The sequence below is a fragment of the Saccharomonospora sp. NPDC046836 genome (assembly GCF_040645195.1).
GTDB lineage: Bacteria > Actinomycetota > Actinomycetes > Mycobacteriales > Pseudonocardiaceae > Prauserella_A.
On sequence record NZ_JBEYXW010000018.1, the window covers coordinates 1 to 24789 of the forward strand.

A 24789-nucleotide genomic window follows, 5' to 3' on the forward strand; every position below is an offset into this window, starting at 1 on the left:
CGGTCACCATGACTCCGTCATGGCTCCCTCCTCCGCCTTGCGATGCATCCATCTGGATCACCGCTCGCACGGAGGACGGTTCTCAGACGCGCTCTAAGAGCGTGTGACTGTTTATTGGGCAGGCAGGAAGGCCAGTTCGCCGATCTCCGAGACGTACTGCGGTGCGTCGCCGGAGAGCCTGCTGACCCAGACGATCACGTACTGCGCCGAGGTCGGCTCCCGCAGCGTGATCTCGGTCTCGACGTTGCGCAGCTCGCCGGATCCGACCACCCTCGTGGCGTCGAGCGGCGGATTCGCCTCGTCGGCGACCCTGATCTCCACCCTCGTGCCGGGGCTGTTGCCGGTGATTCGGACCTCCGCGAGGTCGATCGGGTTGTCGAACTGCGCGATCAGCCCCACCCCGGCTTTGAACGTCGGGAACTGCTGCCGGTACTGGTCGGTGCGCCAGATGGTCGTCGGGTCCCCGTCGATCGCGCGCCCGGCATTGCGGACACCGTCGCCCTCACCCTCCGGGTTGTAGACCGTGATGTCGGTGGGGGCCACTGGTTCGCCGGTCGCGCTGGGCGCCGCGGGCGGCGGATTCTGGTTCTGCGGTGGCGGCGCCTGCTGCTGCGTCGTCGTCGGTTCGGCGAGGTTGACCTCGGGGCCGATGGCACCGGGATCGTCCTGGAAGAAGCTGATCGCCATCATGCCGAGCCAGGCCAGGATGGCGACGGCCGCGACCACGACCACCGTGACACCGAGCGCGAGCTTGCGCCGGCTGGCGGCATCGCGGACAGGCTTCTTGGTCGTCCACACCCCGCCATCGGGATCGATGCTGGGATCCTTGCTGATCAGCTGCGTGCGCTCGGCGGCCTCCGCAGCCTGGTCGAGCACCCGCAGGATCGCCGCACTCGTCCGGATACCGCCATGGCCGCCGTCCTCGATCGTGCGCACGGCGAGCGCCGACAGTTCCGGCGGAACGCGCGGCGAGAGCGAGCGGGCCGGCACCACACGCCCCGTTGGCGAGCGCGGCGCGGCAGGCAGTGCGGGCGGCCCGCCCGGCAGCGCCCAGCGGCCGGTGAGCAGCAGGTACAGCACGGCGCCGAGCGCCTTGACGTCGTCGCGCAGCGTCGCGTCGGGCAGTGGCCCGGGGAACGCCAGCCGGAGCCGTCCGTCCGGCGTGAGTCGCAGTCGCTGCGGGTGATCGATGCCCAGCACCAGGCCGGACTGGTGCGCCAGCTCCACCGACTCGGCGAGCGCCTGCACCATCCGCGCCGCAGTGCCCGGTTCGACGGGCCGTTCCGCGACGAGGTCGATGAGATCGGTTCCCTTGGTCCACTCGGCCACCACGATGCCGAGCAGGCCCTCGCTGGAGGAGATGCCGTTGCCTAGGCTGAGCACGTCCAGCACGCGTGCCACACCAGGGTGGTTGAACTTCGCCGCGTGCGCGGCGCGTTCCAGTGTGCGTCTGCCGAGCCGCGCCGCCTCCGCGTCGGCGGGATCGCCGACGAGCATCGTGAGTGCGACATCGCGGCGCAGCTGCCCGTCACGTGCCCGCCACAAGTGCGCGCCGGCGCGCTCGTCGATTCCGAACTGGGCGAGCAGCCGGTAGCGGCCGTCGCCAACGACGCCACCCGGCGCCAGCGATCCACCCCGCGTACTCGCGCCCACCTCGGGTCGGACCCCCTGCCTTCGCTCGACCACACGTCTGCCGACGAGGGTACGTGAATACTCGTTGCAAACGGCAGGTTACGCGCGCCGGACCAACCGAGTGATTCTGCGGGTGACCGGGGTCAACTCGTCAACTTTCAGTGCGATCAGCACACCGAACGACACAGCGATGCCGACGACGCCCTGCAGGATGAGCTTGATCCAGGAGCCGAGTACCGGTCCGGCGGCATCGGGTACGAGCATCCCGACGAGCACGGCGGCGAGCGCGCCGAGCCCGCTGGCGACGACCGTGAACAGGATGACGCCGAGCACCCGCTTGCTGCGCAGGTTGCCGAGCTTGACCCACAGCCAGACCTGGCCGAGTACGGCACCGACGACGAAGACCAGCGAGTTCACCATCATCACGCCGAGCACGACGTTCACCGGATGCAGGATCGCCGAGGCCAGGTAGAGCAGCGGGATCTTCACCGCCGTCATCACGACCATGATCAACGTCGGCGTCCGCGAGTCCTTCATCGCGTAGAAGACCCGCATCTGCAGCATGACCAGCGCGTAGGGCAGGAGGCCGAACGCGGACACGGCGAGGGCCTGGCCGAGCCGCTCGGCATCGGCGACCGAACCCTCGCCCAGTGCGAACAGCGCGACACCGATGGATGTGCCTGCGACCGCCATCACGGCCGACACCGGCAGCAGCAAGAGTGTCGTCAGTCGCGAACCGTACGAAAGGTCACTGATCAGCGCGCGGAAGTCGCTGTCGGCAGCGGCCCGGCTCATCTTCGGCATCAGCGCGGTGAGCAGCGAGACGCCGATGACGCCGTAGGGCAGCTGGAAGAGCAGCCACGCGTTGGAGTAGATCGAGGTGCCGCCCGCGGCGCCGCCGGTGAGCACCCGAGTGTTGACGACCATGCCGATCTGGCTCACCGCGACATAGCCAAGGATCCACAGCGCGAGCCCGCCGAACTCCTTCAGCCGCTGGTCGATGCCCCAGCGCCACCTGAACCGGAAGCCCGATCGGCGCAGGGCAGGCACCAGGAACAGCGACTGGGCCACCATGGCGGCCAGCACGCCGACGCCGAGTACCAGCACCTTCGGGTCGCTCATCTCGGTCGGGATGATCGTCGGATCGCCCGGCACCAGTGCGAACGCGGCGATGGTGGCGAAGATGACCAGGTTGTTGACCACCGGGGCCCACTGGGCGGGGCCGAAGATCTGCTTGGCGTTGAGGATCGCCGACAGCACGGCGAACAGGCCGTAACACAGCAGTCCGGGGAGCAGCAGGTAGGCGAACCAGGTCGCGAGCTGCGCGTTCGCCTCGCCGGTCTCATCCATGAGCAGCGAGGTCAGCCACGGCGCCAGCGCGGTGGACACGACCGTGCCGATGCCGAGGATCGTCACCGCCATCGTGAGCAGGCGCTGGGTGTAGGCCTCACCGCCGTCCCGGTCGTCCTGCGACCGCACGAGCAGCGGCACCACCACACTGGTCAGCACGCCGCCGAGCAGCAGTTCGTTGATGATCAGCGGCAGCGTGTTCGCGACGGTGAACGAGTCGTAGAGCACGCCGAGCGTGGCCACCCACGCGAGCATGACCTTCCACGCGAAGCCGGTGATCCGGCTGGTCAGCGTGGCGATGGCCATCCGGCTGCTGGCCTTGGCCAGCGACGGCCCCTTGGCCGGCTCCTCCTTCGGCCGCTCCAGCTGCATCGGTGGCAGCCGCTCGCCGATCTCGGATGGCCGGGGGCCGTCGAGGATCCGCGGCATCATCCGGGTGGCGAGCTCGTCGTAGGGCCGCAGCACGTCGGGGTCCGCGGCTGGCCAGCGCACGCCGGGCGGCATCCCGCGCTCGCGCGGGATGAACATCGTCGACTCGCTCGGCGGCGGTGGTGTCACCCGGCGGTTGGGCTCCGCTTCCTGCCGCCACGGCCGTACGGGCTGTTGACGTTGTTGCTGCTCAGCCGGCCGTCCCCGGCGGGGCGGTCCCTGTTGTGGCGGCGGGCCGGGCGGCACCTGCGGTGGGGGCTGACGGCCCGGCAGTTGCCGCCCGCCGGGTGGTGGCGTTGGCGGGCGGCCGCGAAAGCGCGGCACGCGGCCGTTCTGGCGTGGCTCGACGGGCGGCGGTACGTCGAAGCCCCGCTCGGGTCCCTGGCGGGGCTGTCGGGGGTCCGGGGGCGGCGGTTTACGCCCGGTTCGCGCGGGCGGAACACGGTCGGGACGCGGAGGCCTACCCGCACGCTCGGGCGGCTGGCCCGGCTCTCTGTCCACACGTGCCCAATCCGTCGGCGGCAAAGCTTGGTCGATTCAGGGTAATCTGCCGACGGGGCAAATCTCAGCGACTACCGGCCTTCGGTCCTCCGGCGTCCCTTAGCCCGCAGGTAGAGCCGCCTTCCGGACAGCAACACGAGCGCGCCTGCCGCCGTGGCGGTGAGCACCACCGTGACCACGCCGAACTCGTTCGAGGTGAGTTCGAGGCGGGCCGTGTTGCCGAGTTTGGTGCCACCGGGCGTGGTGAGCGACACGTCGACGTTGAAGCGCCCGGATCGCAGGGCCTCGGCCGGGATGTAGCGCGAGACCTTGCTGTCAGCGGTGAGCGGGGTGTCCTGGATCCGGGCAGGCCGCAGGCCCGCACTGTTCTCCAGCTTGATGCGCACCGTAATGGCGACAGGCAGCGCATTGCTCAGCGTCACCGGCAGCGGACTGGAGCCCGAGGCCAGCGACACCGGTTGGGACAGCGTGGTCACCGTCACCTGCCTGCGCATATCGCTCAGCTGCGCGGTCGCGGACCCTGCGGCCGCCATGCGCAGGCTGGGATCGCTCTGCCAGGCGGTCGACGTCGCGCGCAGCACCGCGTTGTGCAGCGGCTGGATCACCGCCGCGGGCTGCACCTGGCGGGTCGGGTCCACCGTCATCGCGCTCTGCAGGTCGGCGGCGGTGTTCTCCACTTCGGACAGCTCACCGATGACCTCGCTGGACACCGTGGCGGTGCTGGCGCCGGACGCCCCGCCGTTCGATCCGGTAGTGCCGGCACCGGGGGGCGCCGCCAGTACCTCGTCCAGTGACTCCGGTCGTACCGTGCCGGCGGCCTGCAATGCCGCGAGTGAATCCAGGAACGAGACCAGCTCGCCGGCAGGCGCATCCCAGCGCCGCGGCGGCGCGATCAGCACGGTGCCGCTGGTGTTCTCACCGAGCCCGGTCCGGAATGCCAGTGCGGCGAGCCCGTTCTGCGTTGCGATGGCAGGTTGGTCGGCGGGTGTCTGCGCGCTGGCGGCGTCGCTGCGCTGTCCGCGCATTGCCGTGGCGACCAGCGAGTCGGGTGACAGACCGCGCATGCGGGTGCCGTCCAGCACCGACGAGTCCTGCTCGTCGCCGCCTGCAGCGGTGGTGATGACCGTGGTGACCCCGGCGTCGGCGACCGCGCGCGCGGTCGTGTGATCGAGCGTGCCGCCTGCCCAGACCACGCCCCGCCGCGGCTGCACGCCGAGCTTCTCCAGGATCGACGCACCGTTCAGTGCAGTGCCCACGAGGTCGGTCGGCGAGCTGATGCGCGACACGGCGGTGAGATCGGCGTCGGCGTAGGGCAGCTGGATCACACAGTGGCCGGCGACCAGCGCCCTCAGCTGCGCCAGCCAGCGGCCGGCGTCGTCCCGGCCGGAGCCCTCTACCTGGCCGCCGGGCACGCGCACCTGGTAGCCGTTGCTCATCGCCTCGACGGTGTCGAGCAGCTCGGGATCGATGGCGAAGCACAGCGAGCCGAACACCGCGGGGTTGTCCCGCTGTGTCGCCGCCGCGCTGACCAGCGCGTCGAGCCGCCCTCCCGGTTTGAGCTGGGCGGCGACCCCGTCATCGCCGAGCACGAGTGACCCGCCGGTCGGCGCCGACACCACGCTGGGCTTCGCCGCGGTAATCGGCCACAGCACCGAGACCGGGGTCGCTTGGGAGCTTCCGGAGCCGGTGGCCGAGTCCAGTACCGGCAGGAACATGTGCACTGCCGCGAGCCGTGCCGCGCCGCCGTAGGCCGGTGTGCCGTTGACGTTGACCAGCAGTGGGTACACCCCGGGGGTCGACAGCGGCAGCTCGGCGATCGGGACGGAGATCCTGACAGGGACGCTGTTGCCCGGCTCGAGGGAGTCGGCGACGCCGACCCACGCCGAGGCGCCGGAGTCGGTGGGGGGCGGCTCGATCAGGGACTGCTCGAGCTCGTACGGGCTCGTCTGCCGGGCGCCGAGCTGCAGACGTGCGACGACCTCGGTGATCGTGCGGTCGCTGACGTTGGTGACCGTGCCGGTGACGACCAGCTCGTCGGTGGAAGGAGTGACCATGCGCGGGCTCAGCTGCGCGACGTCCAGCCGGAGCCAGTTCGGTGCCGCCAGTGGCTGCGCGGCAACGGTCGCGCCGGAAAGGCCCTGCGCGATGAGGAACGCCAATGCCAGCGCCAGCGCGCTGAGCTTGCTCACTCGGGTGCTCCCTCGAACATGTCGCGTGCCTTGCGCACGAGCTTGCGCTCGTCGGCGTAGGCGAGCTTGCTTTCCAGCTCGGTCAGCGGCACCCAGGCCACTTCCGTGACCTCCACGTCCTCGTCGGAGAGCTCGCCGCCGCCCGCTTCGAGGAGGAAATGATGCACGGTCTTGTGAACCCGCTTGCGCTCGGCCACGAACCAGTAGTCGATCGTGCCGAGAGGCCGCAGCACGTGCGCGGTAATGCCGGTCTCCTCCTTCACCTCGCGCACGGCGGTCTCCTCGGTCGTCTCGCCGTCCTCGATGTGACCTTTCGGCAGGGACCAGAGCAACCGGCCCTGCCGGTCGAGCCGGCCGATCAGCACCGCGTGCTGGCGTTGGGGATCAACCACCAACCCGCCGGCCGACGTCTCGTTGACCGTGGTCAGCCGCCTACCGCGGCGTCGCCGGGACCGTCGTCCCGGTTTTGCGCCACCGGAGCGACCGACCGATCCAGGCATGCTGCGATGCTAGAGCAAACGGTGCCGCCGGTAGGCTGGCTTCTCGTGTCTGTGTTGATCCGCTTGTGTTGTAAGGGGACCGCGTCGGGGGTGGGATCGGCGTGAACCACATCACCGCGAAGGAGAATGCGGTGACGGAGCTGATGCGCATCTCCCCGCTCGCCGACGAGCTCGCCGCACGTTTCGCCGAGGCAGGCCACCGGCTGTACCTCGTCGGCGGCAGCGTACGCGATGCGTTGCTCGGCAGGCTGTCTCCCGATCTGGACTTCACCACCGACGCGCGGCCGGACCGTGTCCAGGCCATCCTGTCCGGCTGGGCCGATGCGGTGTGGGACACCGGCATCGAGTTCGGCACGGTGGGTGCCGCCAAGAACGGCGCGACGCTGGAGATCACGACCTTCCGCGCGGACAGCTACGACCGCGTCGGGCGACGTCCCGAGGTGGCGTTCGGCGACACGATCGAGGCCGACCTTGTGCGCCGTGACTTCACCGTCAACGCGATGGCCATCGACTTGTCGACCAAGAAGTTCATCGACCCGCACAACGGCCTCGAGGCTCTCGCACGCAAGTCGCTGGACACGCCGGCCACCCCGGAGGAGTCCTTCGCCGACGATCCGTTGCGGATGCTGCGGGCGGCACGCTTCGTCGCTCAGCTCGGCTTCGAACCTGCGCCGCGGGTGGTCGACGCGATGACCCGGATGTCCGGCGAGATCGACCGGATCACCGCCGAGCGGGTGCAGGCGGAGCTGTCGAAGCTGTTGCTCGGCGCTCTGCCGCGACGGGGCATCGAGCTGATGGTCGACACCGGGCTCGCGGATCACGTGTTGCCCGAGGTGCCGGGCATGCGTCTCGCAATCGACGAGCACCACCAGCACAAGGACGTCTACCAGCACTCGCTGACCGTGCTCGAGCAGGCGATCGACCTGGAGACCAGACACGAGCCGGTGACGGGGCCTGATCTGGTGCTGCGCCTGGCCGCGCTGCTGCACGACATCGGCAAGCCGGGCACGCGGAAGTTCGAGCAGGGCGGCGGAGTCAGCTTCCACCACCACGAGGTCGTCGGTGCCAAGATGACGCGCAAGCGTTTGCGCGAGCTGCGGTACGCCAACGACGTGATCAACGACGTGTCCCAGCTCGTGTACCTGCACCTGCGGTTCCACGGGTACGGCAAGGGTGAGTGGACCGACTCGGCCGTGCGCCGCTACGTCACCGACGCCGGCGAGCTGCTCCCCGGGCTGCACAAGCTCGTGCGGGCCGACTGCACGACGCGTAACAAGCGCAAGGCCGCCGCACTTCAGCGGACCTACGACGAGCTCGAGGAGCGCATCGCCCGCATTGCCGAGCAGGAGGACCTCGCGCGGGTGCGCCCCGATCTCGACGGCAACGAGATCATGCGGCTGCTCGGGCTCCAGCCGGGTCCGCTCGTGGGCAAGGCGTGGAAGTACCTGAAGGAACTGCGGCTCGACCGCGGGCCGCTCGGGTACGACGAGGCCGTGGCCGAACTACGCAAGTGGGCCGTCGAGCAGGGCATCGAACCGCCGAAGTGACCGCCCGCTGAAACGTCCCCCAAGGTGGCCTTGGGTGCAGTCACTTCTGCCGTTGAAGGGCTCCGGATTCGACGTGGTGCCCGATCGCGCGGGGTAGCAGGTACGCGACGGCGCCGCCCGGCAGTGGTCCCCACGGCAGGGTCACGCCGGTGAGCACGCGGATCGGCCGCCGCACCAGGTACGTGTGCACGTCGTGCTCACGTTCGAAGGCCAGTGACGTCTCCGGGAACTGGGTGCCCTGTGGATGGACTAGGTTGCCGCTCTCGTTGCCGTACCGCTGCACCACCGTTGCGGCGGGCAGCGTGACCAGGCGCTTGCCGCGGTAGTACGTGAGCGGCGGCTCGCCCCGCAGCGGCAGGATCGGCCAGTCCGAGGCCTGCGCGGCCGGTTCCGGCGCCTCGGAGTCCTCGGACGCGCCCTGCCGTGCGCGGCCCGGTACCAGCAGTAGCGCACCGAGTAGCGCCTCAGCTGCCTGCTGCGCACGGGGGAAGTGCCGTGGCTCGACCGGCGCGCCGTCGGTGTACCGGGCGACCTCCCAGCCGTGCGCCGTGCGGTGCAGGCACCACGCTCCGTCGGCGGTCTCGCCGATCCGGTACGCGTTGTCGGCGATGCCGTACTCGGCGAGCCGCCGCGACAACACGGTGAGAACCTCCGAGGCGCGCAGCGCCGGTTTCGGCTCCGCGCCACGCTCGACACGGGTGACGGCGTCCGGCTCGGCAAGGTCCTCGGCGGTGCGTGGTGGGTACGGCAGGCCCAGGATCTCCGCCTCCGCCGTTGCCCGCAGGAGCCGGCCGACGTAGGGCGGCCGGTAGTCGTGTGCGCGGATGTGGTCCAGCAGTTCCGCCTCCGGCGGCACCCCGTACTTGCGCAGGTAGTGCGGCACCGCAGCGGGCCAGATCCAGACGCCGTCGGTGTGGAACGCGTCCGGCACGTTCGGCGGGCCGGGTGTGAAGAGATCCGGCAGTGCGCCCGGCCTGGCGACCGTGATCGGCGCGCGGTAGAGGTAGCCGAGGATGCGCTGCACTTCCTCCTTTGGCACCGGTGGCCGGTTGATCACCGGTTTCTCACCCGCGGCATGGCTGTCGACGACCCGGGCCTGGCGGAACGTCACGTCCAGTGGGAGCCCCGCCTTCGCTGCCAGCCACGCCGGCAAGCGCTTGCGCGGGTAGTAGCCGAGCTCGATGTCGTAGCTGCGGGCAGTGGTACGACCCGCCGGCGGCAGGCGCCAGTCCGGCTCCCGCTCGGCGTCGTAGTCGAAGTCGAAGTTCGAGCTCGCATCCAGGGTGTAGGTGCCCTGGAACCAGGTACCCGTGTCGGGCTCGTACATCGCCGAGCGCAACTGCGCGAACAGTTGGCTGAGCTGCGGCGGCGCCGACAGCGACACCGCCACGTCATCGGCGACGGCTCGCACCTCCAGTTCGGCGTAGTCCCCCACCTGCCGGAACTGCGCCCCCACCCGCTGCCAGCCCGGTGGCAGGAAGCTCAGCAGCGTCCGCCCGATGGCCCGTAGCAGCGCCTGCCCGTCGCCACTTCCTGGCGCACTGCGCGGCGCCCTGTCGTCGGCGAAGTCGTGCCGCTCCTGCCACAGGACGGTGAGGCTCTCCGGATCGTCCGTGGTGGTGGTGAAGTCGCTGAGGCCGAGCGTCCGGGCGACCTCGTCGTCCCGGCCCGCCCAGCGCAGTGTCAGCTCGCCCTCGCCCGAGCGCGGTTCGACCCGGTAGGGCTCGTCGTCGTGGAAGCAGTAGGTGTGGATGCCGAATGTCGCCGGTGCCTCGGCAGCCGGCACGACCTTCGCCGGGGCGCCGTTCCATTCGGCGTCGAAGCCGTCCGGTGTCTCCCCAGGCAGTGCCACGAGCAAGATCGACTCGTCCGCGGTCGAGCGTTGTGCACGGAAGATCTGCCCGTCCCACAGGGCGTACAACGCATCTGGGCGATCAGCCACCTCGACTCGGTAGCGCACCCGGTCCCCCCTCAGTTACCCAAACTCAGACGCGGCCTAACAGTAATCAAACCTGCCGCGTGTGCCGAATGCGCTTCCGAGTCGGCCGCGGCGGCACGGGCGGCGGCTTCAGCGCATCGCGTTCGTGCTGGACCCTGGTTCTGCCCTGCTGGACGACCTCCAGCACGGTCTGCGCGAGGGACTCCGGATCGCTGCGCTCGAATGCTGTTGGGGCGAACTCGAGCCCGGTCAGCGTTCCGGACGAATCAACGGTGGCGCGGACGAGGCCGTCTCGCGATGTGACGGTCGCCGACGCTGCGTTACCAGCCATGGTCACGTTCTCACCCTAACGGGTGGACGCGGCGAATCCGGCGATACCGACCAAGTAGAGCCCCGTCGCGACAATCAGCAACCCGTGCGAGTGCCCGTCGAGCGGTGCGAACAGCGCCGCGAACGACACCGCGGCGACCTGCGTGATGTTGAAGAGCGTGTCGTAGAGGGCGAAGACCCGGCCGCGCGTCTCGTCCCCGATGTCGTGCTGCACGGCCGCGTCCACCGAGAGCTTGAGCACCTGGCCTGCCGAGGTGATGACGAACGCCGCGAGCAGCACCGAAGGCAGCGTCATGGGTAAACCCAGACCGGCTTGCGCGGCAGCCGCGACGGCCAGCACGCACACGGTCGCACCTCGCCTGCCGAACCGCGCGACCAGGCGCGGCGTGAGCAATCCCGCGAGCAGGATGCCGACGCCGCCCATCAGCGCGAGCTGCCCCAGGCCCGGCAGCCCGGCCCTGAGCGGCCCCAGGTCGGTGAAGGAGTACCGCATGAGCAGGACGGTGAGCAGCAGCGAGATGCCGAAGGCGGCACGATGTGCCAGCAGGGCGATCAGCCCCGCGCGCACGCTCGGGGTACGGGCGGCCGCCCGCGCGCCCGACGCGAGCCCGGCCGCGACGGCGGCGAACGTGCTGGCGGGCTCGTCGACCCGGTCCGGGCCGAGGCTGCCCCGCCGGAAACGGGTCGCGAGTATGGCGCCGAGCACCGAGCCGACAGCGGCGCACGACGTCGTCCAGCCAGAACCGACGTCACCGGCACCGAGGACAGCACGCAGGCCGATCGCACACGCCCCGCCGACCACGGCGATCGCGGCGCCGAGTGTCGCCGACAGCGCGTTCGCGGTGACGAGCCGCTCGGCAGGCACGACATGCGGCAGGGACGCCGACAGCCCTGCCCCCGCGAACCGGGAGATGCCCATCACCAGCAGGGCGAGCGAGAAGAGCGGTGCACCATCGAGACCCGCGCCCACCGCGGTGGCGGCGATGAGGATCGCCAGCCCTCGCAGTGCGTTGGCCACTACGAGCACGCGGCGCCGGTCCCAGCGGTCGAGCAGCGCACCGGCGAACGGGCCGACGATCGAGTACGGCAGCAGCAATGCGGCGAACCCACCCGCGATGGTGAGCGGATCAGCGGCCCGCTCCGGATTGAACAACACCGCGCCCGCGAGGCCCGCCTGGAAGGCGCCGTCGCCCCAGTGCATGGAGAACCGCAGGTAGAGCAGCTTGCGAAAAGCGGGGATCGCCACCAGTGCACGCGGCACGGCAAGCCTGGCCGTCGCCTGCGTTCCCGCTGTCACAAGTCCTCAGCTTAGGTGTGTTCGGCGCATGTTGCGGTGAGATCGCGGAGATATGGCACCGTAACGCCAGCCGACACTACGAGTGGGATCATGGACACGTGCGAGCGGACGCCGAGGTGGAACCAGGCACACTCCTGGTCGCTGCCCCCACGATGTTCGACCCGAACTTTCGCCGGACCGTCGTGTTCGTGATCGATCACCGCGACGAGGGCACCCTCGGGGTCGTGCTGAACCGGCCGAGCGATGTCCCGGTCGACGAGGTGTTGCCGGCCTGGGGCGAGCATGTGGTGGAGCCGCAGGCGGTGTTCGTGGGCGGCCCGGTGGAGAAGAAGACGGCCTTGTGCCTTGCGGCGCTGCGTACGGGCGAGACCGCGGCGAGTGTCCCGGGGGTCATCGCGGTACGCGGTCCGGTCGCGCTGGTGGACCTGGACGCCGATCCGGACGCGCTGGTGTCGAAGGTCCGTGGTCTGCGGGTTTTCGCGGGCTACGCGGGCTGGGACGCGGGCCAGCTGGCCGGCGAGATCGACCGCGGTGACTGGCTGATCGTCCCTGCCTTGCCGGGCGATGTGCTCGCAACGCCGAAGCGGGACCTGTGGGGTCAGGTGCTGCGCAGGCAGGGCCTGCCGACCGCGCTACTGGCCACGCATCCCGGCGACCTGCAACGCAACTGACGGGATCAGGACGCCGTCTCGGTCTTCGCTCCGCCCAGAAGCGAACAGCCCCCGCAGGCGCATCCCGCGCAACTCGACGGCACCTCGCGCGGCAGGGGAACGGCGGCAGCGGCACGGTGGCCGAGGAGCCCTCCGCCCGCGACGAGCACGAACATCCCGATCAGCCCCACCACCGCGGCGATGATGGTGCCTGCGGCACTGGGCATGAGCAGCCCGGCCACACCGGCGACCACACCCACCGCACCCGCGACGACGGTCGGCAGTCCGGCGACCTTGTTCGCCACCCGGAACGCCTCGTCGCTGCGCAGCGTGGCCGCTGTTCGCACACCGGCACCGCGATCCCGCGGCAGTTTCTCCCGTAGGCCGAGGTAACCACCCCAGCCGACCAGGATGCCGAGCAGTGCGGGAACCAGCGCGACCACGAACACGCGGCCGACAATACTTGCCAGCTCGATGACACCTGCCTGACACCCTGATGCGATGTGCTGTGGGCCATGTCTGGAAAACGCCTTGTCACCGGCCTGCTCGGGCTTGCCCTGCTGACCTTCGCCACCCCACCGGCCCACGCCGACCAACAGGTGCGCGTGCTCGGCGTGCGGACCGTGCCGAACGCATTGCCGTTCGCCGGCACGACAGTCGGCGGGCTCTCGGGTATCGACTACGACTACCGCACCGGCCAGTACGTCCTGCTCAGCGACGACCGCTCACAACTGCAGCCGGCGCGCTTCTACACGGCGAAGATCCCGGTCACCGCCCGCGGGCTCGGCGAGGTGACGTTCACCGGCACGCACGCACTGACCCAGCCCGACGGCTCCACCTACCCGACGGACGCCGTCGACCCCGAGGAACTGCGCGTCGACCCGTGGTGCGGCACCTACTACTGGAGCCAGGAAGGCGACCGCAGTGGCGTTGCCGCCACGCCCGACCCGTCGGTGCGGGAGGCGACTCGCACCGGTGCCTATGTACGAGACCTGCCGATTCCGGAGAACGAGCGGGTTTCGGAGACCGCGGGGCCGCGCCCGAACCAGGTACTCGAAGCGATGACGTTCGCCGCTGCCGGCTCGCTCGTGGTGACGGCGCTGGAAGGACCTCTCCAGCAGGACGGCCCCGAGGCCACTCCCGAGCACGGTGCGCTGTCCAGGATCACGGTGCAAAGTCGCTTCGGTCCCGTGCTCAGGCAGTACGCCTACCAGCAGGAACCGGTGTTCGCGACGCCGGCACCCGGCGGCTCGGCAAACAACGGTGTCGTGTCGATCCTGGCCGCGGGCGGCGATCCGGCGCGGTTCCTCGTGCTCGAACGCGCCTATGTCAGCGGGGTGGGCAACCGGGTGCGGATCTTCGAGATCGACACCCGCGGCGCCAGCAACGTCCTGGCTGTGCCGTCGCTGGCCGATGCGCCCGAGGTGAAGCCGGTGCGCAAGAAGCTCGTCGCCGACCTCGCCGACCTTCCGATCGACCACGTCGACAATGTCGAGGGCATGACCTGGGGCCCGCGCCTGGCGACCGGCGAGCGCAGCCTCCTGCTCGTGAGTGACGACAACTTCTCAAGCGGCCAGGTGACGCAGGTCATCGCGCTGGCCATGAGGTAGGGCTTGCCGAAAACGCGGTGGTCGGGGTGGCTACGATGAGAGCTGTGGATACGGCCAGCCTGTTCCTTAGCCGGCCGCGCTGACCGGAGATTCCGGTCGGTGCGGCGAACCCCTCACGCCCTGGAGGCGGAGGGGTTCCGTTGTTTTCGAGCAGGTGGGTAGAGCGAAGGGTTCGGCGATGACAGACAGCACCGAGACGACTCCCGCGCAGCGTTACAACGCCGCACTCGCCGGGCAGATCGAGCGGCGCTGGCAGGACTACTGGGCTGACCACGGGACCTACCACGCCCCGAACCCGGTGGGACCGCTCGTCGATGACAGCGTGCCGTTGCCCTCGGACAAGCTGTTCGTGCAGGACATGTTCCCGTACCCGTCCGGTGCAGGACTGCACGTCGGCCACCCGCTGGGGTTCATTGGTACCGACGTCTACGCCCGGTACAACCGGATGATCGGCCGCAACGTGCTGCACACGATGGGCTTCGACGCCTTCGGCCTGCCCGCCGAGCAGTACGCGGTGCAGACCGGCACGCACCCGCGCACCACCACCGAGGCCAACATCGAGCGGTACCTGAGCCAGATCCGGCGGCTGGGGTTCGGCCACGACGAGCGGCGCCGGATCGCGACAACGGACGTCGGTTACTACCGGTGGACACAGTGGATCTTCCTGCAGATCTTCAACTCCTACTACGACGACGAGCAGGCCAAGGCCCGCCCGATCGCGGAACTGGAGAAGGAGTACGCGGCCGGTGACCGGCCGACGCCGGACGGGCGGGCCTGGAGCGAGCTGAGCCGTGTCGAGCGGCACAAGATCATCGACTCGCACCGGCTGGTCTACATCTCCGAGGCGCCGGTGAACTGGGCTCCCGGCCTCGGCACCGTGGTGGCCAACGAGGAGGTCACCGCGGACGGCCGCAGCGAGCGCGGCAACTTCCCGGTGTTCCGCAAGAACCTGCGCCAGTGGATGATGCGCATCACCGCCTACGCCGACCGTCTGGTCGACGACTTGGAGCTGCTGGACTGGCCGGAAAAGGTCAAGAGCATGCAGCGCAATTGGATCGGCCGCTCCCGCGGCGCCAACGTGCGCTTTCCCGCAGGCGACGAGGTCATCGAGATCTTCACCACCCGCCCGGACACGCTCTTCGGTGCCACCTACATGGTGCTGGCGCCCGAGCACCCGCTGGTGGAGACGCTCACCGCCGAGCAGTGGCCGGAGGGCGTCGACGCGCGGTGGACCGGTGGTGCGGCCACACCCGCGGAGGCCGTGGCCGCCTACCGCCAGCAGACCTCCCGCAAGTCCGAGTTGGACCGGCAGGAGATGAAGGACAAGACGGGTGTCTTCACCGGTTCCTTCGCCACGAACCCGGTCGACGGCGAACAGATCCCGGTGTTCATCGCCGACTACGTGCTGATGGGCTACGGCACCGGCGCGATCATGGCCGTTCCCGGGCAGGACCAGCGCGACTGGGACTTCGCAGGCAGGTTCGGCTTGAGGATCGTGCGGACGGTGCAGCCGAGCGAGGGCTTCGACGGCGAGGCCTACACCGGTGACGGGCCGGCGATCAACTCCTCGAACGAGGACCTGAGCCTCAACGGCATGGGTGTCGATGACGCCAAGCAGGCGATCATCGCGTGGCTGGAGGAACACGGCCACGGCCAGGGCACCGTGCAGTACAAGCTGCGCGACTGGCTGTTCGCGCGGCAGCGCTACTGGGGTGAGCCGTTCCCGATCGTCTACGACTCCGACGGGATGCCGATCCCGTTGCCCGAGGACCAGCTGCCGGTGGTGCTGCCGGATGTGGCGGACTACTCGCCGAAGACGTTCGACCCGGAGGACGCCGACTCCGAACCCGCGCCGCCCTTGGCGAAGGCCACCGACTGGGTCGAGGTGACCCTGGACCTGGGCGACGGGCCGAAGAAGTACCGCAGGGACACCAACGTCATGCCGCAGTGGGCGGGTTCCTGCTGGTACCAGCTGCGCTACATCGACCCGACGAACACCGAGCGGTTCGTCGACCCGGAGAACGAGAAGTACTGGATGGGTCCGCGACCCGCCGAGCACGGAGTCAACGACCCTGGCGGACTGGACCTTTATGTCGGCGGTGTGGAGCACGCGGTGCTGCACCTGCTGTACTCGCGCTTCTGGCAGAAGGTGCTGTACGACCTGGGCTACCTCTCCTCGAGCGAGCCATACCGCAAGCTGTTCAACCAGGGCTACATCCAGGCCTACGCCTACCGGGACGCCAGGGGCTTCTACGTGCAGGCGGACGAGGTGGAGGAGCGGGACGGCAAGTTCTTCCACAATGGGCAAGAGGTCACCCAGGAATACGGCAAGATGGGCAAGAGCCTCAAGAACGTCGTCACACCGGACGAGATGGCCGACAACTACGGCGCCGACACGTTCCGGTTCTACGAGATGGCGATGGGGCCGCTCGCCGACTCCCGGCCGTGGGCGACCAAGGACGTCGTCGGCTCACACCGGTTCCTGCAGCGACTGTGGCGGCTGGTGGTCGACGAGGAGAGCGGCCGGGTACGGGTCAACGACGCCGAGCTCACCGACGCGGACCTGCGGCAGCTGCACAAGACCACTGCCGGGGTGCGTGAGGACTACGCGGAACTGCGGTTCAACACCGCGGGCGCGAAGCTCATCGAGCTGAACAACTACGTCACCAAGGTCTACGGCTCGGCGGAGGCCACGCCGCGCGGACTGGCGGAGCCGCTGGCGCTGATGCTGGCGCCGCTGTGCCCGCACATCGCCGAGGAGCTGTGGAACCGGATGGGCCACCCGGACACCCTGGTGCACGGGCCGTTCCCGGTGCCGGACGAGAAGTACCTGGTCGACGACACCGTCGAGTACCCGATCCAGGTCAACGGCAAGGTGCGCTCGCGGGTCACCGTGGCGGCCGACGCAGGCACCGACGATGTGCGGGCCGCGGCGCTGGCCGACGAGAAGGTCACCGCGCTGCTCGCCGGCGGCGAACCACGCAAGGTGATCGTGGTACCCGGTCGGCTCGTCAACGTGGTGCTGTAACGCTCATCAGGGCGCCGCCGACACCGATCACTCGGGGGGCTACGTGACCGGTGCCGGCGACCCGATGCCCGACTGGTCCTGGGGACCGGGGCCGGACAAAACACCGCGCGAACGCGGTGTGTCAGTGGAGAGTCCGCCTGGCCGGCATAATGACGCCCGGCCCTCAGACTCACCTGAAAAGGTGATGACTGGTGCGAACACTCGCCTGATTGTCGCATCAGCCGCTCGGAAAGTTACAAAGGAATTCACATTCGCACAAGAGCGGGCCCCGATCGGCCCCGCTGATCTCATGGCAGGCTTGATCCCGTGACTGCTGCTCGGGTGCTGGTCGTGGGGTCTGCGAATGCGGACCTGGTCGTCGCCACGGAACGACGCCCCGTGGGCGGCGAGACCGTCCTCGGTGGGGACACGGAGATCCTGCCCGGTGGCAAGGGGGCCAACACCGCCGTCGCGGCGGCCCGCCTCGGTGCCGATGTCGCTCTGCTCGGGGCGGTCGGCGACGACGGGAACGGGCGGCTCCTCCTCGATTCGCTGAGTGGCGCGGGCGTGCGGACCGAGCTGGTGCGGATCGTCCAGCGGCCGACCGGTGTCGCCTACATCACGGTGACCCCCGACGGTGAGAACTCGATCCTCGTCTCCCCCGGCGCCAACCGCGCGCTCGATCCAGCCGACGTCGGCCGCGCGCTGCCCGGTGCCGGCGTACTCGTCGCCTCACTGGAGATTCCGCTGCCGACGGTGGAACACGCCATCGCAGCCGCCGCCGCTGCGGGCGTACGTACCGTGCTCAATCTCTCGCCGGTGGCCAAGGTCGGCCCTGCCACGCTCGCGGCACTGGACGTGCTGCTCGTCAACGAGCACGAGGCGGCCTGGCTGCTCGGCGCCGACTCGGCCGACCCAGCCCAGCTGCTGAGCCTCGGCCCGCGCTCGGCGGTGGTCACCCGCGGCGCACTCGGCGCTGTCGTCGTCACCGCCGAGGGATGCACCCACGTCGCCTCGCCTGAGGTCGAGGCCGTCGACACGACCGGCGCAGGCGATGCCTTCGCGGGCGCACTCGTCACGGCGCTCGCCGCGGGCTCCGGCCTCGTGGACGCCGCGCGCCAGGCGGTCGAGGTCGCCGCGTTCTCGGTCACCCGCCGCGGCGCCCAGCCCTCCTATCCGACCGCGGCCGAACTACAGTGAGCCAGGCGGGCTTTCCATTGGAGGAACATGTCTGACGCACAGCTGTCGGGAGTGGGCGTGAGCCCCGGCCGCGCGAGCGGGCCCGTCATCAAGGTCACCGAGTCGATCAGCGAGCCAGCCGGCAGTCCCGGCCCGGACGACCCGTATGCCGAGGCGGCACGCATCGCACCGGCTGCGCAGGCTGTGGCGAGCAGGCTGGAGGCCATGGCCGCTCCCGCGACCGGCGACGCCGCCGCGATCCTGACGACCACGGCGGCCATGGCGGCCGATCCCGCACTGGTGAGCCAGGCCGAGCAACTGGTCACCGCGCAGCGGATCCCCGCCGCGCGGGCCGTCTACGAGGCCGCGAACAACTTCGCCCACGCGCTCGCGAACGCGGGCGGCTACATGGCCGAACGGGTACGTGACATCGAGGACGTGCGGGATCGGATCATCGCCGAACTGCTCGGCATCGCGCCGCCAGGAGTTCCGGAGCTGACCGCGCCGAGCGTGCTCGTCGCACGCGACCTCGCCCCTGCCGACACCGCCGGGCTCGACCCCGCCAAGGTGCTCGCGCTGGTGACGGAGGAGGGCGGGCCCACCAGTCACACGGCCATCCTTGCCCGCTCGCTCGGCATCCCCGCCGTCGTTGCCGCACGTGGCGTGCTCGCGTTCGACGCGAAGGCGATCTCGGTGGACGGTGGCACCGGCGCGATAGAGGCCGTCGACGTGGGTGCTCCCGTGGTGGCCGCGACCGCTGCCGGTCCCGCGGAATGGAACGGCCGCGGCGAGACCGCCGACGGTCACCGGGTCAAGGTGCTGGCCAACGTCGGCGCCCCGGCCGACGCGCGCGCCGCCGCGGAGGCGGGCGCCGAAGGCGTCGGGCTGTTCCGCACCGAATTCTGTTACCTCGATGCCGACGACGAGCCGTCGGTGGCACAGCAGCGTGCCGCCTACACGGCGGTGCTCGAGCCGTTCCGTGGCAAGCCGGTCATCGTGCGCACACTGGACGCCGGCGCCGACAAGCCGCTGGCGTTCCTGGATCCGGAGATCGAACCGAACCCGGCACTCGGCGTGCGTGGTGTCCGGGTGGCCTTCGATCGCACCGGTGTGCTCGACCGGCAGCTCGAGGCCATCGCGGGTGCGGCAGCCGACTCCGGCGCGGACGTGTCGGTGATGGCGCCGATGATCGCCACGGCGGAGGAAGCGGCGTGGTTCGCCGAGCACGTGCGGGCCATGGGCATCGCGGGCGCGGGGGTCATGATCGAGGTGCCTGCCGCCGCGCTCAGCGCGCGCGAGGTCCTTGACGCCGTCGACTTCGTGTCCGTGGGGACCAACGACCTGGCGCAGTACACGTTCGCCGCCGATCGCCAGCTCGGCGCGGTCGCGAAGCTCAACGACCCGTGGCAGCCGGCCCTGCTGCGGCTGATCGCCATGGTCGGCGAGGCCGCGAAGGCCACCGGTAAGCCCGCCGGCGTGTGTGGTGAGGCGGCGGCCGATCCGTTGCTGGCGCGGGTACTGACCGGGCTGGGCGTGACGAGCCTGTCGATGAACGGCGGGTCGGTCCGCGCGGTCGGTGCCGGCCTCGCGGCGGTGACCCTCGACGAGTGCGAACGTGCCGCGCAGGCGGCGCTCGCCACTGCCACAGCCGCCGCAGCCCGAACCGCCGCCAACGGAGCCTGAAAGCCCTTGGGGAGCGCTACCTGAACAGGCTCCGGCGGGGGTAGCGGACCGTCAGCGAACCGCCGTGCACGCGACCGGTAACCACGAAACGTGGCACGCCCGCCCTGCCGTTGGAGTTGGTCTTGTCGTCGATCGCGGACCACTTGATCTCGCTGAGTCCGTTGAGATCCACGGCGGCCTCCTCCGAAATGATCATGGTGGCCGCGCTCCACTTGACGTCCAGCTTCACGTGGACCACCGAGCTGGTGACGTCGGCCTCGCTGAAGTCGAGTTTGGTCTCGCCGTACTTGTTGCGCACCAGCAGCTCGGCTGGGACGTGCCAGCGGCCCTTGCGCACGAGTGACGAGCCGTGTGCCTTGAGCTCCAGTCGCCCCGCCTGCGGCGTCCACCCGCCGACGTCGGGCTGTGCGGGTGCGGCCACCGTCGGCACCGCGTCGGAATGCGCCAGCCCCGGCAGGTCGATGAGCACCGCGTTCAGCTCCCCGCGCGTGCGCGCTGCCAGCGCGATGTCGGTGCGCTCGGTGAACTCGTCGAGGTCGAGCATTCCGCGCCCGATCGCCTTCTGCAGCAGCTCCACCACATGTTCGCGCTCCGCGTCCGACACCCGCAGGTTTCGCAGCCGCGTCCGCTCGTCGGTCACATCGGTCTGCACGTCGTCGGTCTCACCCTCAGCCACGTAAACGATGGTAGGCAATCGTGGGTGCGTGGCAGATCCGGGAAATCCCCGGAACCGTCCCTGAGAGCGCCGGTTCAGTCCTCGTCGCGATCGAGTCCGTGCTCGATGGCGTAACGGGCCAGTTCGACCCGGTTGTGCAGCTGCAGTTTCCGTAGCGTGGACTGCACATGGTTCTCGACCGTGCGGTGCGAGATCACCAGCCGGTCGGCGATCTGCCGCGCGGTGAGGCCCTTGGCGACCAGGCGCAGCACCTCGGTCTCCCGGTCGGTCAGCTGCGGCGGCGGCTCGTGACCGGCCGGCGCGTCGGCCATGCGCCGGTACTCGCCGAGCACCATCCCGGCGAGCCCGGCGGTGAACACCGGATCGCCCTCGGCCGTGCGCTGCACCGCGTCCACGAGTTCGTGCACCGACGCCGACTTGACGAGGTACCCCGACGCGCCGGCCTTGACGGCCTCCAGCACGTCGTGATGCTCGCCGCTTGCGGAGAGCACGAGTACGCGGGTGTCGGGCAGCTCGCTGGTGATCGACCGGGTGGCGACCACGCCGGAGGTCTCGCCGAGGTTGAGGTCCATCAGCACCACATCCGGCCGCACCGCACGCGCGATGCGTACGGCCGAATCGCCGTCGGCGGCGGTGGCACGGACGTCGAAGCCCCGTTCAGCCAGATCCCGTGCCACGCCGTCCCGCCAGATCGGATGGTCGTCGACGATCATCACCGAGACCGTCATCGGCTCCCCCTCCTGCGCTGCCGCGGTCGTGACACGCGAATCTCCCATTCCGTACCCGCGCCCGGCGCGGTGTCCAGCGTGCAGGTGCCGCCGAGCGCGCTGACCCGACCCTGGATCGACGTGGCGACCCCCAGTCTGCCCTCGGCCTCCGCCGTTTCCAGCCGGCCTGCCGGGATGCCAGGACCATCGTCCCTGATGGTCAGCACGATCTCCGATCCGAGATCCTCCAGCAGCACCCAGGCCTTGGCGTCGACACCGGCATGCTTCTCGACATTGGACAGTGCCTCGCTTGTCGCCGCGACGAGCTCGGTCACCGCCTCGGCAGGCAGCATTACCCGCCCAGCCGGCCCGGACACCTGCACGCGCGGGGTCGCCAGCAGCTGAAGTGCGGCCCGCAGGTCCGCGTCCTCGCCTGCGGACCCGGATGGTTCCGTAGTGACGAGTGCCCGCAGCGCGATCTCCTGCTCGCCGGCGAGCCTGGCCAGCTCCGCTGCCTCACCACCGAGTTCCGTGCCACGCCGGCGAACCCTGGCGAGCACCTGCAACACACTGTCGTGAATGGACCGTGCGAGCCGTTCCCGCTCCGCGGTCGCCGCCTCGGTGCGCATGGCCTGTGCCAGCGTCGCCTGTGAGCGGCGCGCGGTGCTTGCGGTGACGCCGATCAGCAGCCCGCTGGCGGTGAGCAGCAAGCCGTCGCGGGCCACGTCCAGATCGACCCCGAGCCGGGCAACCGCGGTCGAGACGGCCACCACCAGCCCGCCGAGCACCCCGCCGACGGCACCGAACCTGGCCCCGGCCGTGACCGGCGCCACCGCTGCCCACACGGTCGTGGTCAGCGGTGCCACTGCGGCGTACTGCGTGTCGGACAGCACGAGCGGCGACCAGAGCATCACCGTGCACGTCACCACGACGTCGGCGACGACGAGCCAGCGCGTCCGCAGCGACTCGCGTGCGAAGGCGGCCGTCGTCACCGACGACCAGACCACCATGACCGCGAAGGCCGTCCACGCCAGCCACGGGCGCACGTAACCGTTGTGGTGCATCACTGTCGCGCCGAGCGCGAAGGCCAGCGTTATCCAGCGCAGCGCGATGGTCCCCCACCACACGGGTGTGGCAGGGTCGTGCAGCTCGGCCGACCGCGCCGTCATCGTGGCTCGGGCGCCCCCTCGCCGACCTCCTCGGGTGAGTCCTCGGATTCCGGCCGCGCTCCGTCATCGGCCGGGACGTCCACATCGTCTTGCGCGGGCGGGGAATCGTTGATCAGCGACTTGATCCCGGCGTTGAGCACCGCGAGCAGTGGCACGGACAGCAGCGCGCCGGGGATGCCGGCGGCGACGAGGCCGACGGTGATGGCGAGGACCACGGCCAGTGGGTGGAGCTTGACGGCACGGCCCAGCAGCAGCGGCTGCAGGACGTGGCCCTCGAGCTGCATCACGCCGACGACGATGGCGAGCACGATGAGCGCGGTGACGAAACCGTTCGTGACGAGCGCGACCAGTACCGCGACCGCGCCGGTCACGACGGCGCCGATGATCGGGATGAAGGCACCGAGGAACACCAGTGTGGACAGTGGGATCACCAGTGGCACCCCGACGATCCACAGTCCGATTCCGATGCCGACCGCGTCGACGACGGCGACCGCCGCTGTCGCCCGGACGTAGCTCACCAGCGAGGCGAAACCCTTGCGGCCCGCGGTGTCGGCGCGGGTGCGCACGTGCCGTGGCACGCCGCGCATGAGGAAGTTCCAGATGTCGTTGCCGCCGACCAGGAAGAAGATCAGCACGAAGAGTGTGAGCAGGAGACCGGTGAGGAACTCGCCGACCGTGCCGGCCGTGGTCAGTGCGCTGGAGGTTAACGCGGCCTGGTTCTGCTGGATCATCCCGATCGCGCTGTTGACCGCGTCCTCGATCTGGGTCTCGCGCAGATGCAGCGGGCCGTTGATGAGCCAGTCCTCGATCTGGTTGAGGCTCTCGGTCAGTTGCTGCTGCAGCGCCGGCAGCCCGTCGGTGAACTGGACGATGACGAACGTCAGTAGGCCGCCGACGAGGCCGAGCCCGCCGATCATCACGACGGCGGTGGCCAGCCCGCGCGGAACCCGCAGCTGGACCAGGCGGCGCACGGCCGGCGCGAGCAGCGCGGCGAGCAGGAGTGCGATCGACACCGGGATCACGACGACCCCGAGGTACCCGACCATCTCCACCACGACGTACAGCGCCGCGATCACCACCAGGAACCGCCAGGCAAGCGCTGCGCAGACCCGCAGTCCTCGCGGCACCGATGCGGTCACATCCGGGTCTTCCGACAGCACCGGAAGTTTCGGCGTTCTCTGATTCACGGACCAACCGTAGCGGTCGATACCAACAATGTTCGGCGATACGGCGAATCCCTGTGTCCACCGACGATGACGGAACGTCAGAGCCGCGAACACTCAGTGTTCTTCACACGATCGTGCCATTCAGTCGTGTTGAAGGTGCGCGACGGCGCTGTGTTTTGCCAGTCTCGGTGTCACGCAAGCGATGAGTGCCAGTTCGAGCACACTTCGTCATCGCTCCCAACACCGAGCACGACCTTCCGGCAGGAGAGCTGTGGCCACGACGGCAGCGATCACCACCCAGGGCGCGGGACGCGTCCGCCGGTGGCTTTCGCGTGCCCTCCTCGTGGCAGGCGGCACCGTCGCCGCCACCGCTGCCGCATGGGCTGTCTCCACAGCGTCGGCATCGGCGGCATCGGCGGACAACGACCCGGCACAGCCGGAGCCCACCGCGGCCACCGGCACCGCGCCGGAGATCCGCGACCTGCTCGCGGCGGCCGAACCGGTTGACGTGCAGGCACAGCCCTTCCAGTTCGGCGACGGCAAGCTCGGCGCCGACGTGAAGCGGTCGGTCGATCACGTCTGGGAGAACGCGGTAGTACGGCCCGTCGGTGAGACGGTCGACACCGTCACCCGGCTGCTGACCACGCCCCAGGACCCCCGCGATCTCGGTCAGGAGTTCTGGGACGCGCTGCAGCCGCGGGGCGGCACGCTGGTGCCGCTGCCGGATCTGAGTGGGCTGCCCGCTGTCGGCGGTACGGACGACTCCGTGTCGGACGCTCCCGTCGAGGAGCCGGGGCTGCAGGCCGACGAAACCGTTGCGGCGGAGCCGGTTCAGCCTGAGCACAGCGCACCGGCAGCGGCGCAGGACGGTCCGGTCGAGCAGCAGGTGGCCGACCACTCCGCTCCGGTCGAGACCGAGACGTCCGCTCCGGTCGTCGACCAGGACAAGGAATCCGCACCGACAGCGCCGTTGCGCCTGCCGGTCGTTCCCTCGTCCATTCCCTCTCCCACCGGCGTGCACGGTGGTCCCCACCTCGACGGCACGTTGTTCGGCGTTCCCGCCGGTTTCGTTGCCGCGTTCGACGACGCCGTGATCGGTTCCATCCGTTCCGGCGTCCGGTATCTGCCGACGCAGCCGGGCTCGCAGCCCGGTGTGACGCCAGACTGATTTCTGCCGCGGGGTAGCTGACGCAACCCCTGCGGCCGTCTCCCGCGCCCGCATGCGCGT

General features: G+C 70.0%; 19 protein-coding genes. 7 read left to right on the top strand and 12 right to left on the bottom strand.

Annotated features, from left to right (window positions below; genetic code table 11):
* Nucleotides 1-111 precede the first annotated feature (111 nt).
* The 4 genes from ABZ863_RS20450 to ABZ863_RS20465 form a co-directional block, all read right to left on the bottom strand.
* Nucleotides 112-1653, bottom strand: coding sequence for a protein kinase family protein (locus ABZ863_RS20450; protein ID WP_358537890.1), 1542 nt, complete (start codon nt 1651-1653; stop codon nt 112-114).
* 78 nt (nt 1654-1731) lie between these two features.
* A complete protein-coding gene (murJ, locus tag ABZ863_RS20455) occupies nt 1732-3510 on the bottom strand; it encodes a murein biosynthesis integral membrane protein MurJ (protein WP_358538156.1) in 1779 nt (592 codons plus the stop codon).
* 473 nt (nt 3511-3983) lie between these two features.
* On the bottom strand, nt 3984-6101 hold the full coding sequence (locus tag ABZ863_RS20460; RefSeq protein ID WP_358537893.1) for a DUF6049 family protein: 2118 nt from the start codon (nt 6099-6101) through the stop codon (nt 3984-3986).
* Nucleotides 6098-6601, bottom strand: a complete 504-nt coding sequence (locus ABZ863_RS20465) for an NUDIX hydrolase (protein WP_358537896.1) — start codon at nt 6599-6601, stop codon at nt 6098-6100. Before ABZ863_RS20465 ends, ABZ863_RS20460 begins: the two co-directional genes overlap by 4 nt.
* A gap of 101 nt (nt 6602-6702) precedes the next feature.
* Between ABZ863_RS20465 and ABZ863_RS20470 the strand changes: the two genes are divergently transcribed.
* Nucleotides 6703-8148, top strand: a complete 1446-nt coding sequence (locus ABZ863_RS20470; RefSeq protein WP_358537898.1) for a CCA tRNA nucleotidyltransferase — start codon at nt 6703-6705, stop codon at nt 8146-8148.
* Between the two features lie 40 nt (nt 8149-8188).
* Here the strand turns inward: ABZ863_RS20470 and ABZ863_RS20475 are convergent, their stop codons facing one another.
* The 3 genes from ABZ863_RS20475 to ABZ863_RS20485 are packed head-to-tail and all read right to left on the bottom strand — an operon-like array spanning nt 8189 to nt 11714.
* Nucleotides 8189-10108, bottom strand: a complete 1920-nt coding sequence (locus ABZ863_RS20475; protein WP_358537900.1) for a TNT domain-containing protein — start codon at nt 10106-10108, stop codon at nt 8189-8191.
* A 46-nt stretch (nt 10109-10154) separates the two neighbouring features.
* Nucleotides 10155-10418, bottom strand: coding sequence for a YbaB/EbfC family nucleoid-associated protein (locus ABZ863_RS20480; protein WP_358537902.1), 264 nt, complete (start codon nt 10416-10418; stop codon nt 10155-10157).
* A 15-nt stretch (nt 10419-10433) separates the two neighbouring features.
* Complete coding sequence (locus ABZ863_RS20485; RefSeq protein WP_358537905.1) at nt 10434-11714, bottom strand: MFS transporter; 1281 nt, start codon at nt 11712-11714, stop codon at nt 10434-10436.
* A 50-nt stretch (nt 11715-11764) separates the two neighbouring features.
* Here ABZ863_RS20485 and ABZ863_RS20490 point away from each other — a divergent pair, with 50 nt between their 5' ends.
* Nucleotides 11765-12385: a YqgE/AlgH family protein gene (locus ABZ863_RS20490; protein ID WP_358538158.1), complete on the top strand. Its 621-nt coding sequence runs from the start codon at nt 11765-11767 to the stop codon at nt 12383-12385.
* A gap of 5 nt (nt 12386-12390) precedes the next feature.
* Here ABZ863_RS20490 and ABZ863_RS20495 read toward each other — a convergent pair whose 3' ends face one another.
* The gene (locus tag ABZ863_RS20495; protein WP_358537908.1) at nt 12391-12813 is read right to left on the bottom strand and encodes an SdpI family protein; all 423 of its coding nucleotides are present in this window, start codon (nt 12811-12813) and stop codon (nt 12391-12393) included.
* A gap of 66 nt (nt 12814-12879) precedes the next feature.
* Between ABZ863_RS20495 and ABZ863_RS20500 the strand changes: the two genes are divergently transcribed.
* The 4 genes from ABZ863_RS20500 to ptsP all read left to right on the top strand — a co-directional run bounded on the left by ABZ863_RS20500 (nt 12880) and on the right by ptsP (nt 19843).
* Nucleotides 12880-13974 (top strand): esterase-like activity of phytase family protein, encoded by a 1095-nt coding sequence (locus ABZ863_RS20500; RefSeq protein ID WP_358537911.1) that lies wholly within the window; start codon nt 12880-12882, stop codon nt 13972-13974.
* Nucleotides 13975-14152: 178 nt separating this feature from the next.
* The gene (leuS, locus tag ABZ863_RS20505; RefSeq protein WP_358537912.1) at nt 14153-17002 is read left to right on the top strand and encodes a leucine--tRNA ligase; all 2850 of its coding nucleotides are present in this window, start codon (nt 14153-14155) and stop codon (nt 17000-17002) included.
* 306 nt (nt 17003-17308) lie between these two features.
* Nucleotides 17309-18181 carry a ribokinase gene (locus ABZ863_RS20510; RefSeq protein ID WP_358537915.1) on the top strand — a complete coding sequence of 291 codons (873 nt, stop codon included), beginning with the start codon at nt 17309-17311 and terminating at the stop codon, nt 18179-18181.
* Between the two features lie 27 nt (nt 18182-18208).
* Complete coding sequence (gene ptsP / locus ABZ863_RS20515; protein ID WP_358537918.1) at nt 18209-19843, top strand: phosphoenolpyruvate--protein phosphotransferase; 1635 nt, start codon at nt 18209-18211, stop codon at nt 19841-19843.
* Between the two features lie 16 nt (nt 19844-19859).
* On the opposite strand, the gene ABZ863_RS20520 is transcribed toward ptsP, so the two are convergent.
* The 4 genes from ABZ863_RS20520 to ABZ863_RS20535 form a co-directional block, all read right to left on the bottom strand.
* On the bottom strand, nt 19860-20519 hold the full coding sequence (locus ABZ863_RS20520) for a DUF1707 domain-containing protein (RefSeq protein WP_358537920.1): 660 nt from the start codon (nt 20517-20519) through the stop codon (nt 19860-19862).
* Nucleotides 20520-20593: 74 nt separating this feature from the next.
* Nucleotides 20594-21247, bottom strand: a complete 654-nt coding sequence (locus tag ABZ863_RS20525) for a response regulator transcription factor (protein WP_358537923.1) — start codon at nt 21245-21247, stop codon at nt 20594-20596.
* Complete coding sequence (locus tag ABZ863_RS20530) at nt 21244-22395, bottom strand: DUF5931 domain-containing protein (protein ID WP_358537925.1); 1152 nt, start codon at nt 22393-22395, stop codon at nt 21244-21246. The genes ABZ863_RS20525 and ABZ863_RS20530 overlap by 4 nt, the downstream gene beginning before the upstream one ends.
* Entirely contained in the window at nt 22392-23555 is a 1164-nt protein-coding gene (locus ABZ863_RS20535) for an AI-2E family transporter (RefSeq protein WP_358538160.1), read from the bottom strand. The genes ABZ863_RS20530 and ABZ863_RS20535 overlap by 4 nt, the downstream gene beginning before the upstream one ends.
* A gap of 277 nt (nt 23556-23832) precedes the next feature.
* Between ABZ863_RS20535 and ABZ863_RS20540 the strand changes: the two genes are divergently transcribed.
* A complete protein-coding gene (locus tag ABZ863_RS20540; protein WP_358537928.1) occupies nt 23833-24729 on the top strand; it encodes a hypothetical protein in 897 nt (298 codons plus the stop codon).
* Nucleotides 24730-24789: the final 60 nt, after the last annotated feature.